Source organism: Streptomyces sp. JNUCC 63, assembly GCF_054366325.1.
In genome coordinates, this window is the sequence record NZ_CM135963.1 from 1405035 (window position 1) to 1417066 (window position 12032).

The window sequence follows — 12032 nt, forward strand, 5'->3', positions numbered from 1 at the left end:
GGCAGGGCCGAGGGCGTGGCGGGAGTGGCCGCCGGGGCGGTGGAAGCGACGGGTTCGGCATCCGTCCGCCTGGGCCGGGAAGTCCCCTCCGACGCGTCGGCCGCCCGCGGCCGTCCGGCGGACGCGGCGGCTGCCACCGCCTGTCCGGCGGAGCCCGCGGGCGCGGCGCTCTCCCCCGCCGGGTCGGCCGGATCCGCGGACCGGGCACCCGTCTCCGTCCCGTGCTCCGCCTCCGGTGACGGCGCCGGGTGGTCGTGGCTCTCCCCGCGGTGCGGGCGGCCACGGGCCGCGGGTCCGCGCGCTCCGACGACGGCGGCGACGGTCACCGCCAGGGCGAGGGCCGTCAGGCCGCGGCGGGTCATCGCGGGTCCCTCAGCCGTCGGCCGAAGTCCAGCAGCGCCGCGTACTGCTCCCCCAGCGCGGCGGAGGCGCCCGGGTCGGGATCCTTGAAGTAGAAGGCGAGTTCGGGGCGCGGTCCGGTCAGTCCGCGTTCGTGGGCGCGGGCCAGCAGCCGGACCAGGTCGAGGACCAGGGGCGCGGCGAGCGCCGAATCGCATCCCTGCCAGGTGGTCTGGAGGGTCATCCGGGAGCCGAGGAAACCGTCGAAGGCGATGTGGTCCCAGGCGGTCTTCCAGTCGCCGAGCGCGGGCACGTCGTCGATGTGCACCTCGCCCTGGGGAACCGTGCCGAGGGTGTCCGCGAGGACCCGTTCCTTGCCGGAGTTCTTCGCTGCGGCGGCGGCGGGGTCGGCGAGGGCGGCGCCGTCCCCACCGCCGAGGAGGTTCGTACCGGACCAGGCCAGCACCCTCAGCGCACGCTGCGCGAACATCGGGCCGAGCACGGACCGCAGCAGGGTCTGCCCCGTCTTGCCGTCGCGGCCCGCGTACGGCAGGGCGGCGGCCCGGGCCTCGGCGGCGAGCGCGGGGTGGTGCAAGCCGGTCGACGGGGTGAAGTTGACGTACGGGCAGCCCGCGCGCAGGGCTGCCGCCGCGTACAGCGAGCTGGCGGGCAGGGCAGCGCCCTCGGGGGCCGGTTCGGTGGAGGCGACGTTGACGACGACGGTGCGGGCGAGGCCGTGGCGGTGGGTGAAGTCGCGGATGTCGCCGGCGAGGGTGTCGATGAGGGCGTCCTCGCTCCGGGTGTCGCCGGGCAGCGGCCCGCCGGGTCTGATCTCCTCGTCGGCGGCGGCCAGTTCACCGCGGACGGCGGAGGGCAGGCCGTACGGCAGGACGCCGCCGGCGGCGAGGGTCTCGGCGCGTTTGGGCAGGGGGCAGTCCACGGTGTCGTGCCCGCCGAAGACCAGGGACGACAGTGCGGGCAGGCCGCTCGCGGTGAAGGGCTCGGTCTCGGTGACGAGGCCGGTGGCGGGGTGCAGTCCGGCGGCGACGGCGGCGCATCCGGTGATGGCGGTGGTGGCGACGGAGCCTCGCGCGCCGATCAGCCAGACACCGGTGCGGGAGGGGGAAGCGGAAGGTTCGGCGGACATGGGCAGCCTCCTTGTCGTACGCGAACCGGAAGCCGGACGGGTGGGTCGGGTGCCGGGTGCGGACCGGGACCGGGACCGGGTGCCGGCGGGCGCCGGGCCGGGCCTGGACCTGGCTTTCGGCCGGGCGGGCACCGGACCCGGAAGCCGGGCCGGTGCCAGAGCCGGGGCCGGGGCCCAGCCCGGAGCCCGGACGGAATCCGGACCGGAATCCGGTGCGGGCCGCAAGCCGGGTGCCAGGTGCCGGGGGCGGACCGCAACCGGGTGCCAGGTGCCGGGGGCGGACCGCAACCGGGTGCCGGGGGCCGGGGGCGGATCGGGTACCGGGCGAAGTCCGGGTCCCGTGCCGCACCCGGCCGGGGACGTGCGGCGCGTACGCCTCGGCGGCCGGCCGGGTCGGGAGCGGCGGGCGGGAGTCCGGCGTCTCCCGCCCGCCGCCGTTCTAGGCGCCCTTGTCGGGCAGTTCCTTGATCTGGATGTTGCGGAACGACACGTGGTCGGACGGGCCGTGGTTCTGGAGTCCGATGTAGCCGTTCTTCATCCGCTCCGGGTCCTTGTTGGTGAAGTCGTTGATCTTGACTCCGTTGAGGAACACCTGGATGCGTTGGCCCTCGACGCGGATCTCGTAGCTGTTCCACTGCCCCGGCGGACGCAGCGCGGCGTCACGTGCCTTGATGTCCGCCGACTGGAAGGAGTAGATGGATCCGGTGGTCCGGTCCGGCGCGTCGGTCGCGTCGATCTGGATCTCGTAGCCCTTGTTCACCGCCGACCAGGGGTCGTCGGAGGCGGGGAAGCCCACGAAGACACCGGAGTTGTCGTCGCCCTGCATCTTCCAGTCCAGCTTCAGGGAGTAGGACTTGAACTCCTTGGCCTGGTACCAGAGCAGACCCATGCCGCCCTCGGAGTGCAGTGCGCCATCCTTGACGGTGAAGCCGCCCGGTCCGGCCTGCTTCCAGCCGTCGAGGGTGTGGCCGTTGAACAGGTCCCGGTAGCCGGTGCGCGGCTTGCAGTCCGCCTTCTCCTGGCCGGTGGCGTACTTCAGGCCGCCGAGCAGGTGGCTGCGGAAGCCGTCCTCGGCGTAGGACTCCTTGGTGTGGCCCATGCCGGTGTAGAAGGAGCGGCCGCCCTGGTAGGCGTGGCACCAGGCGATCGGGTGGTCGCCCTTCATCCTGCCGCCCTGGTAGGTGGTCTCGTCCAGGGTGGCCAGGACGCGGACGTCGTCACGCGGGTTGGAGCGGTAGTCGTACCACTCGTCGGTGCGGTCCCACGCGTCGTCGAGGTCCTTGGTGGCCGGGTGGTCGTGCTCGGGTACCCGGACGGTGGCCTTCTGGATCTGCGGGTGCGAGTTGAAGTAGGCGCCGACCAGGCCGCCGTAGAACGGCCAGTCGTACTCGGTGTCGGCGGCCGCGTGGACTCCCATGTAACCGCCGCCGCCGGCGATGTACTTCTCGAACGCCTGCTTCTGGTCGGCGTCGAGGACGGTGCCGGTGGTGGAGAGGAAGACGACGGCGTCGTAGCGGGCGAGGTTGGCGGTGGTGAACTGCTTCGCCTCCTCGGTGGCGTCGACGGTGATGCCGCTCTGCCCGCCGAGGTCCTTCAGGGTCTGGACACCGGTGCCGATGGAGTCGTGGCGGAAGCCGGCCGTCTTGGAGAAGACGAGGACGCGCTTGGCGTTCTTCGCGGGCTTCTTGTCCGAGATCACGAAGTCGTCGAGGTCGTAGAGCGCTCCGTCGCCGCCCTTGAAGACCAGGTACAGCTCGGTGGTCTTCTTCGGGAGCTTGCTGAGCGGGATGTCGATGTTCTGGAAGGTCTCCCAGCTGCCGGTCACCGGGACGATCCCGGAGCCGTGCAGGGTGCCGTTCGGCCCTCCGGTGCGGACCTCGAGGTAGCCGCCGGCGCCGCCGGAGGAGACCCGGGCGGTGAGCGTCTGGGCACCCTCGAGGTTGTAGGGCTTGAAGGAGATCCAGTCGCCGTTGTCGATGTCGCCGACGGTCTTGCCGCCGTGGGCCTGGGTCTTGTCGTAGGTGCGGATGCCGCTCTGGCTGCCGAAGTGCTCGGCCTGCCGGTGGCGGGGCTGGAGCACGACCTGGGCGTGGGTGGTCAGCGAGGCCTGGCCGCCACCGCCGTTGTCGGTGTACTCGGCGTCGAGGACCCCGAAGATGTTGGCGTTCGGGTCGTGCTCGCCGTCGGCCGGCACGGTCATGGTGCCCTCGCAGCCGTTGGCCGAGGTGATCGGGTGACCGTGGCTGTCGTGGCCGAGGATGTAGCGGACGGTGACCTTGGAGCAGTCGATCTTCTTGTCCTCGGGGTCGGTGACCTTCACCTTGAACGGGATGGTGTCGCCGAACTCGAACAGGGCGCCGTCGGCCGGGGTCTGGAAGGTGACGGTGGGCGCGGTGTTGCCGACGACCACGTGGACGTTGGCGGTGGCGGTGTAGCCGGTCGAGTCCGTCACGGTGACGGTGGCGGTGTACGTGCCGTTGGCGCGGTACGTGTGCTTCGGCGACTCGCCGGTGCCGGTGGTGCCGTCACCGAAGTCCCAGCTGTAGGTGAGCGCGTCGCCGTCGGCGTCCTTGCCGGTCGCGGAGAAGGACACCTTCAGGGGCGCCTTGCCGGAGGTCCTGTCCGAGGTGGCGGTCACGGTCGGCGCGTGGCCGTTGGTGACGTTCTCGATGCGGTAGAGCGCGGAGTTCTCGTCGCCGCCGAACCAGGACAGGCCGTAGTCCAGGACGTACAGGGCGCCGTCCGGGCCGAAGGCCATGTCCATCACCTGGGTCCCGGACCAGGGGAACGGGTTGATGGACCGGACGGTGCCGTCGTCGTCGTGCACGATCCGCTTGATCCAGCGGCGGCCGTACTCACCGGCGAAGAAGTCCCCGTCGTAGGACTCGGGGAACTTGGCGGCGGAGTTCAGGTCGGGGTCGTAGCGGTAGACCGGGCCGCCCATCGGGGATTCGGAGCCGTTGCCGAACTCGGGGACCGAACCGCCGTCGTAGTCGATCCAGGCCGGCTCGGCCGGCGGGAGGTCGACCAGGCCGGTGTTGTTCGGCGAGGTGTTCTTCGGTGCCGAGCAGTCGAAGGCCGCGCCGGACTGCTTGGTGGCGAAGTCGTACTTGACGTACGCCTCGTTCTTGCCGACGCAGTAGGGCCAGCCGTAGTTGCCGGGCTTCGTCACGCGGTTGAACTCGACCATGCCGGAGGGGCCGCGGGTGGGGCTGGCGGAGCCGGCGTCCGGGCCGTACTCGCCGATGTAGATGTGGCCGGTGGGCTTGTCGACGCTGAACCGGAACGGGTTGCGGAAGCCCATCGCGTAGATCTCGGGACGGGTCTTCGAGGTGCCGGGGGCGAAGAGGTTGCCCTCGGGGATGTCGTAGGAGCCGTCCGGCTTGACCTTGATCCGCAGGATCTTGCCGCGCAGGTCGTTGGTGTTGCCCGAGGTGCGCTGGGCGTCGAACGCCGGGTTGCGGTTCGACCGCTCGTCGATGGGGGTGTAGCCGTCGGAGGCGAAGGGGTTGGAGTCGTCGCCGGTCGACAGGTAGAGGTTGCCGTCCTTGTCGAAGTCGATGTCACCGCCGACGTGGCAGCAGATGCCGCGGGAGGCGGCGACCTCGAGGACGTTCTTCTCGCTGGCCAGGTCGAGGGTGCCGTCCTGCTTCAGGACGAAGCGGGAGAGCCGGTTGACGCCGTCGAAGGGGGCGAAGTCGGCGGCGGTGCCGTTCTCGGGGGCGTCGCCGGGCGGGGTGTTCAGCGGCGGCGCGTAGTAGAGGTAGACGAACCGGTTCTCGGCGAAGTCGGGGTCGACGCCGATCCCCTGGAGGCCTTCCTCGTCGTGGTTGTAGACGGCCAGCTTGCCCGCGACGGACGTGTTGCCCTGCGCGTCGGTCAGGCGCAGGGTGCCGTCGCGGGAGGTGTGCAGGACGCTGCGGTCCGGGAGGACGGCCAGCGACATCGGTTCGCCGACCTCGGCGGCGCCCTTGGCGAGGGTGATCTGCTGGAATTCCTCGGCGGCCGCCGCGGCCGGTCTGGTGGCGCCGGGGTCGGCGGCGCTCGCCGGCGGCGCGGCGAGCGCGAGCGAGGTGCCCGCGAGGAGTGAGCCGGTGAGAAGTGCGAGTGCCTTGCGGAATCTGAGACGTTTCCTGTGCACGAAAATCCCTCCGGGAGGGTGGGGTCGTACGGGGCGGATGCGATGCGCCGGGGTGCGCCGTCACCCCGGAGATGTGCGTGACCTGTACAACTCCGGGACCGTAGCTGGCTTTGTCGGAGTCGGATAGTCCTTGTACAGCAGAGAAGTTGAACTTTTTCCAGTTGCAGGACAAAGCGGTTTCCGGGCAGGCCGGAGCGGCGGGTGGCGCCCCCGCGCCCCCGAAGGGGCGCGGGGGCGTGTCGACGTGCGGCTCCGCCGCGTGAGCACGACCGGCCACAGCCCGCCCGCGGCCGCCCCCGGACAACGCGCCGAAACGGCGCTCCGCGCTCCCGCTTCCCGCGGAACTACTCGCTGCCGAAGGCCGCGTCGAACGACGCGCTCGGCGGGTCGAAGTCGAACTCCTTGAGCCGCCGAAGCGCCTCCGGCGCGCCCTGCAGCCGGTCCATGCCGGCGTCCTCCCACTCGACGGAGATCGGGCCCTCGTAGCCGATGGAGCGCAGCATCCGGAAGACGTCCTCCCAGGGGACGTCGCCGTGCCCGGCGGAGACGAAGTCCCAGCCGCGGCGGGGATCGCCCCACGGCAGATGCGAGCCGAGGCGGCCGTTGCGGCCGTCGAGCCGCTTGCGGGCCTCCTTGCAGTCGACGTGGTAGATCCGGTCGCGGAAGTCCCACAGGAAGCCGACCGGGTCGAGGTCCTGCCAGACGAAGTGCGAGGGATCGAAGTTGAGGCCGAAGGCCGGCCGGTGGTCCACGGCCTGAAGCGCCCGCTGGGTCGTCCAGTAGTCGTAGGCGATCTCGCTGGGGTGGACCTCGTGCGCGAACCGCACGCCCTCGGCGTCGAAGACGTCGAGGATCGGGTTCCAGCGGGTCGCGAAGTCCTCGTAGCCGCGCTCGATCATCGCCTCGGGGGCGGGCGGGAACATGGCGACCAGGTGCCAGATGGCGGAGCCGGTGAAGCCGATGACGGTGTCGACGCCGAAGGCGGCCGCGGCGCGCGCGGTGTCGGCGATCTCGGCGGCGGCCCGCTGCCGTACGCCCTCGGCCTCGCCGTCGCCCCAGATCCGGGCGGGCAGGATCGCCCGGTGGCGTTCGTCGATGATGGCGTCGCACACCGCCTGCCCGACCAGGTGGTTGGAGATCGCCCAGCACTTCAGGCCGTACTTGTCGAGCAGCTGGTGCCGGGAGGCGAGGTACGACGGGTCGGCGAGCGCCTTGTCGACCTCGAAGTGGTCTCCCCAGCAGGCGAGTTCGAGCCCGTCGTAGCCGAAGTCGCGGGCCAGGCGGCAGACCTCCTCCAGCGGCAGGTCGGCCCACTGGCCGGTGAACAGCGTGAATCTGCGCGGCATGGCGGCGGCCTCCTCAGACGGCGACGGGTGTGTAGACGGAGTTCTTCTCGGCGCTCTCCTCCACCGCCGCGAGCACGCGCTGCACCTGCAGCCCGTCGGCGAAGGAGGGTTCGGGCCCGGTGCCCTCGGCGACCGCGTGGACCAGGTCGCGGGCCTGGTGGACGAAGGTGTGCTCGTAGCCGAGACCGTGGCCCGGCGGCCACCAGGCGTCCAGATAGGGATGGTCGGGTTCGGTTACCAGGATGCGGCGGAAGCCGGCGTGGGTGCCGGGTTCGGTGCCGTCGTGGTAGTACAGCTCGTTCAGGCGCTCCAGGTCGAAGGCCAACGAACCGCGCTCGCCGTTGAGTTCGATGCGCAGGGCGTTCTTGCGGCCGGTGGCGTAGCGGGTTGCCTCGAAGGAGGCGAGGGCGCCGGAGGCGAAGCGGCCGGTGAACAGGGCGGCGTCGTCGACGGTGACCTGTCCGGTGCCGGCCGTCGGGGCGGTGGAGAGCCCGCTGGTGGCTGCGGCGGGCAGCGGCCGCTCCCGTACGAAGGTCTCGGTGAGCGCGGACACTCCGGCCAGCGGCTCCCCCGCCAGGAACTGCGCGAGGTCGACGATGTGCGCGCCGAGGTCGCCCAGGGAGCCCGAGCCGGCGGCCTCCTTGCGCAGCCGCCAGGTCAGCGGGAACCCGGGATCCACCAGCCAGTCCTGGAGGTACGTCACTCTCACGTGCCGCAGGGTGCCGAGCCGGCCCTCGGCGACCATCCGCCGGGCCAGCGTGGTGGCCGGCACCCGACGGTAGTTGAAGCCGACCATCGCCAACTGGCCCCGCTCCTGTGCCGCTTCGGCGACCCGCGCCATCTCCTCCGCCTCGGCGACGCTGTTGGCGAGCGGCTTCTCGCACAGGACGTGCTTGCCCGCGGCGAGCGCCGCCAGCGCGATCTCGGCGTGGCTGTCGCCGGGGGTGCAGATGTCGACGAGGTCGACGTCGTCCCGGGCGATCAGCGCCCGCCAGTCGGTCTCGGCGGCGGCCCAGCCGTGCCGGTCGGCCGCCGCTCGGACGGCCGCCCCGTCACGGCCGCAGATCGCGGCCAGGACCGGCCGCAGCGGCAGGTCGAAGACCCTGCCCGCGGTGCGCCAGCCCTGGGAGTGGGCGGCGCCCATGAAGGCGTATCCGACCATGCCGATGCCGAGCGGCGGCTTTCCTCCTTCTGCTCCATCCGGCTGCTGCGGCTGTCCCATACGGATGTCCTCCTCGTCCTCGTGGTGATGGCGTCGTGGGGGGTGCGGGGTGGCACGGTCAGCGGAAGCCGGTGGGCATGTACTGGTCGACGTTGGTCTTGTCGACCACCGCCGAGAACAGCGTGATGGACGCCGGGATCTCGAACTCCGCCATGCCGGAGACGCCCTTGCCCTGGCCCAGGGCCCGCGCCAGGTCGATCGCGGACGCGGCCATCGTCGGCGGGTACAGCACGGTGGCCTTCAGGACGCCCTTGTCCTGCTTGATCTGCTCGAACGCGGAGAGCGCGCCCGCGCCGCCGACCATCAGGAACTCGTCGCGCCCGGCCTGTTCGATGGCGCGCAGCGCGCCGACGCCCTGGTCGTCGTCGTGGTTCCACAGTGCGTCGATGTGCTTCTGCGCCTGGAGGAGCTGCGCCATCTTCGACTGGCCGGACTCGACGGTGAACTCGGCCGCCTGACGGGCCACCTTGGTGATGTTGGGATAGTTCTTCAGTGCGTCGTCGAAGCCCTGGGTGCGCTGCTTGGTCAGCTCCAGGTTGTCGAGGCCGGCGAGTTCGACGACCTTGGCGTTCTGCTTGCCCTTGAGCTTCTCGCCGATGTACTGCCCGGCGTTGAAGCCCATGCCGTAGTTGTCGCCGCCGATCCAGCAGCGGTACGCCTGCGGGGAGTTGAAGATCCGGTCGAGGTTGACGACGGGGATGCCCGCGCGCATCGCCTTGAGGCCGACCTGGGTGAGTGCCTTGCCGTCGGCGGGCAGGATCACCAGGACGTCGACCTTCTTGTTGATGAGGGTCTCGATCTGCCCGATCTGCGCGGCGGTGTCGTTGGAGCCCTCGGTGATCTCCAGGGTGACGTCGGAGTACTTCTCGGCGCGGTTCTTGGCGTTCTCGTTGATCGCGTTGAGCCAGCCGTGGTCGGCCTGGGGGCCGGCGAAGCCGATGGTGACCGCCTTGCCGGGCTTGTCGTCGGCGGCGGGCTGGTCGTTCGCCGCGGGCTTGTTGTTCTTGGGCTCGTTGCTGGTGCAGGAGGTGAGGAGGGCGGTGGCGCCGACGGCGGCGCCTCCGAAGAGCAGACCTCTGCGGCTCGGTATCTGAGGCATGGCGATGGCCTTTCCGATGAGGGCCGTACGGAGCGGGCGGCTCGGTGGGCTATGTGGTGGAGGCGGTGCGCCGCTGGACGAGGACGGCGGCGACGATGATGGCGCCCTTGGCGATCTGCTGGACGTCGCTCTGCAGGTTGTTCAGGGCGAAGATGTTGGAGATCGTGGTGAAGATCAGGACACCGAGTACGGAGCCGACGATGGTGCCCCGGCCACCGCTCAGCAGGGTCCCGCCGATGATCGCGGCGGCGATGGCGTCGAGTTCGTACAGGTTGCCGTTGGTGTTCTGGCCGGACCCCACCAGGGCGAGCAGCAGGAAGGCCGCGATGCCGCAGCACAGCCCGGACAGCAGGTACAGGTAGAGGCGCTGGCGGCGGACGTCGATACCGGCGAGGCGGGCCGCTTCCGCGTTGCCGCCGACGGCGACGGTGCGCCGCCCGAACGTGGTGCGGTTCAGCACGAGCCACGCGATGACGGTGACGGCGGCGAAGACGAGGACCAGCGGCGGCACGCCGAGGACGTACGCGTCGCGTTCGCCGAGCCGCAGGATGCCGTCGATGGAGACGGTCTGCGTCTTGCCGCCGGTGATGTGCAGGGCGAGTCCGCGTGCGGAGGCGAGCATGGCGAGCGTCGCGATGAACGGGACCATGCCGCCGTACGCGATGAGGACGCCGTTGACGAGTCCGCAGCCGACGCCGACGAGCACCGCGGTGAACAGGACGCCCGCGAAGCCGAACTCCTGGGTGGCGACGGTGGAGGCCCACACGGAGGCGAGGGCGACGATCGCGCCGACGGACAGGTCGATGCCGCCGCTCATGATGACGAAGGTCATCCCGACGGTGACCACGCCGATGACGGACGCCTGGGTGAGCACCAGTTGCAGATTGCGGGTGTCCAGGAACTGGTCGGGTTTGGTGATGCCGCCGATGAGGACGAGGACGGCGAGCACGCCGAGCAGTGACAGGGTGCGCACGTCGGCACGCGCCCACAGGACGCTCAGCGGGCCGGTACCGCCGGTGGGGGCGTCGGCGCGGGCGGCGGGGGACGGCCCGGCGTCGGGTCCGCCCTGTTGGGCCGGGGTGGCGGGCTGCGTCATGACGTCACGCTCCCTTCCTCGGGTACGGACTGCGTGGACACGGGGCTTCCTTCCATCACCAAGTCGAGTACGCGGTGTTCGTCCAGTTCACGGGCGGGCGCCGTGTGGACGACGAGACCCTCACGGAGCACCAGGACGCGGTCGGCGAGGCCGAGCACCTCGGGTACCTCACTGGAGACCAGGAGGACGGCGAGGCCCTCGTCGGCGAGGCGGCGCACCACCGCGTACAGCTCGGCACGGGCGCCGACGTCGACGCCGCGGGTCGGTTCGTCGAGGAGCAGGACGCGGCAGCCCCGCAGCAGCCAGCGGGCGAGGACCGCCTTCTGCTGGTTGCCGCCTGAGAGGGTGCGCACGGGGGCGTCGGGGTTGTCGGGGCGCAGGGAGAGCTCGCGGGTGGCTCGCCGGGCGGCGGCGCGTTCGGCGCGCCGGTCGAGCCAGCCGGCGCGGGCGAAGCGCGGCAGCGTGGAGACGGTGACGTTGCGGGTGACGGACTCCAGCATCAGCAGGGCCTGCGCCTTGCGTTCCTCGGGGGCGAGCCCGAGTCCGGCGCGCACGGCGGAGCGCACGCTGCCGGGGCGCAGCGGGGTGCCGTCGACGAGGACGCGGCCCGCGCTGGGCCTGCGGGCGCCGTAGACGGTCTCCAGGATCTCGGAGCGGCCGGAGCCGACGAGTCCGGCGAGGCCGACGATCTCGCCGGGCCGCAGTTCGAGGTCGAGGGGGGCGAACTCGCCGTCGCGGGCGAGTCCTTCGACGGTGAGGACGGGCGGGGGGTGCTCGGTGCCGGCCGGAGGGCGCGGCGGGAAGACGTACTCGACGTTGCGGCCCGTCATCAGGGCGACGATCTCGCGGGTCGGAGTGGATTCGGCGGGCAGTCCGCCGGCGACGGCGCGGCCGTCCTTGAGGACGGTGACCCGGTCGCCGATGCGGCGGATCTCCTCCAGGCGGTGGGAGATGTAGACGACGGCGACGCCGGCGGCGGTGAGGTCGCCGACGATGCGGAAGAGGTTGTCGACCTCGTCCGGGTCGAGGGCGGCGGACGGTTCGTCCATCACGATGAGCCGGACGTCGTGGGAGAGGGCCCGTGCCATGGAGACGACCTGCTGCTGGGCCGCGGACAGCTCGCCGACGAGCCGGGCCGGGTCGATCTCGGGGTGGCCGAGCCGCTTGAGGAGGGTGGCGGTGGCGGAACGGGCCTCGCGGCCGCGGACGACGAATCCGGCGGTGGTGGGTTCGTGGCCGAGGAAGACGTTCTCCGCCACGGACAGGTGCGGTACCAGGTCGAGTTCCTGGTAGATGGTGGCGATGCCCAGGCGCATGGCGGCGATCGGGGACTTCAGCGTGATGTGCTCGCCCCGCCAGGTGATCTGCCCGTCGTCGGGCTGGTGGGCCCCGGCGAGGACCTTGATGAGGGTGGACTTCCCGGCGCCGTTCTGGCCGAGCAGGCAGTGGACTTCTCCGGCCTGGACCTCCAGGTCGACTCCGTCCAGGGCGCGGACTCCGGGGAAGGACTTGGTGATGCCGGACATGCTGAGCAGGGGTGGTTCTGGAGCCATGGCGGTTCCCCTCGGCGGATGCGGCCGGTCTCAGGGCAGGGCTGACGTACGCGGGGCGTACCGGTGTGGTGGTGCGGGGGTACGCGGGG

General features: G+C 71.4%; 7 protein-coding genes. All 7 read right to left on the reverse strand.

Annotation, left to right across the window (positions count from 1 at the left end; translation table 11 throughout):
* Window positions 1-358: 358 nt before the first annotated feature.
* The 7 genes from ACX25U_RS06380 to ACX25U_RS06410 all read right to left on the reverse strand — a co-directional run bounded on the left by ACX25U_RS06380 (window position 359) and on the right by ACX25U_RS06410 (window position 11943).
* On the reverse strand, window positions 359-1486 hold the full coding sequence (locus ACX25U_RS06380; protein ID WP_454389545.1) for an inositol-3-phosphate synthase: 1128 nt from the start codon (window positions 1484-1486) through the stop codon (window positions 359-361).
* Window positions 1487-1925: 439 nt separating this feature from the next.
* On the reverse strand, window positions 1926-5627 hold the full coding sequence (locus ACX25U_RS06385; protein WP_454389546.1) for a ThuA domain-containing protein: 3702 nt from the start codon (window positions 5625-5627) through the stop codon (window positions 1926-1928).
* Between the two features lie 344 nt (window positions 5628-5971).
* Window positions 5972-6973 carry a sugar phosphate isomerase/epimerase family protein gene (locus ACX25U_RS06390; RefSeq protein WP_454389547.1) on the reverse strand — a complete coding sequence of 334 codons (1002 nt, stop codon included), beginning with the start codon at window positions 6971-6973 and terminating at the stop codon, window positions 5972-5974.
* Window positions 6974-6986: 13 nt separating this feature from the next.
* Entirely contained in the window at window positions 6987-8195 is a 1209-nt protein-coding gene (locus ACX25U_RS06395; RefSeq protein WP_454389548.1) for a Gfo/Idh/MocA family protein, read from the reverse strand.
* A gap of 58 nt (window positions 8196-8253) precedes the next feature.
* Window positions 8254-9294, reverse strand: coding sequence for a substrate-binding domain-containing protein (locus ACX25U_RS06400; RefSeq protein ID WP_454389549.1), 1041 nt, complete (start codon window positions 9292-9294; stop codon window positions 8254-8256).
* A gap of 49 nt (window positions 9295-9343) precedes the next feature.
* A complete protein-coding gene (locus ACX25U_RS06405; RefSeq protein WP_454389550.1) occupies window positions 9344-10390 on the reverse strand; it encodes an ABC transporter permease in 1047 nt (348 codons plus the stop codon).
* Entirely contained in the window at window positions 10387-11943 is a 1557-nt protein-coding gene (locus ACX25U_RS06410; RefSeq protein ID WP_454389551.1) for a sugar ABC transporter ATP-binding protein, read from the reverse strand. The genes ACX25U_RS06405 and ACX25U_RS06410 overlap by 4 nt, the downstream gene beginning before the upstream one ends.
* Window positions 11944-12032: the final 89 nt, after the last annotated feature.

What these genes read in the sequence shown, in the direction of transcription:
- ACX25U_RS06395 (WP_454389548.1), bottom strand. Translation starts at nt 8,195, where the DNA reads ATGGGACAGCCGCAGCAGCCGGATGGAGCAGAAGGAGGAAAGCCGCCG.
- ACX25U_RS06400 (WP_454389549.1), bottom strand. Translation starts at nt 9,294, where the DNA reads ATGCCTCAGATACCGAGCCGCAGAGGTCTGCTCTTCGGAGGCGCCGCC.
- ACX25U_RS06390 (WP_454389547.1), bottom strand. Translation starts at nt 6,973, where the DNA reads ATGCCGCGCAGATTCACGCTGTTCACCGGCCAGTGGGCCGACCTGCCG.
- ACX25U_RS06380 (WP_454389545.1), bottom strand. Translation starts at nt 1,486, where the DNA reads ATGTCCGCCGAACCTTCCGCTTCCCCCTCCCGCACCGGTGTCTGGCTG.
- ACX25U_RS06405 (WP_454389550.1), bottom strand. Translation starts at nt 10,390, where the DNA reads ATGACGCAGCCCGCCACCCCGGCCCAACAGGGCGGACCCGACGCCGGG.
- ACX25U_RS06410 (WP_454389551.1), bottom strand. Translation starts at nt 11,943, where the DNA reads ATGGCTCCAGAACCACCCCTGCTCAGCATGTCCGGCATCACCAAGTCC.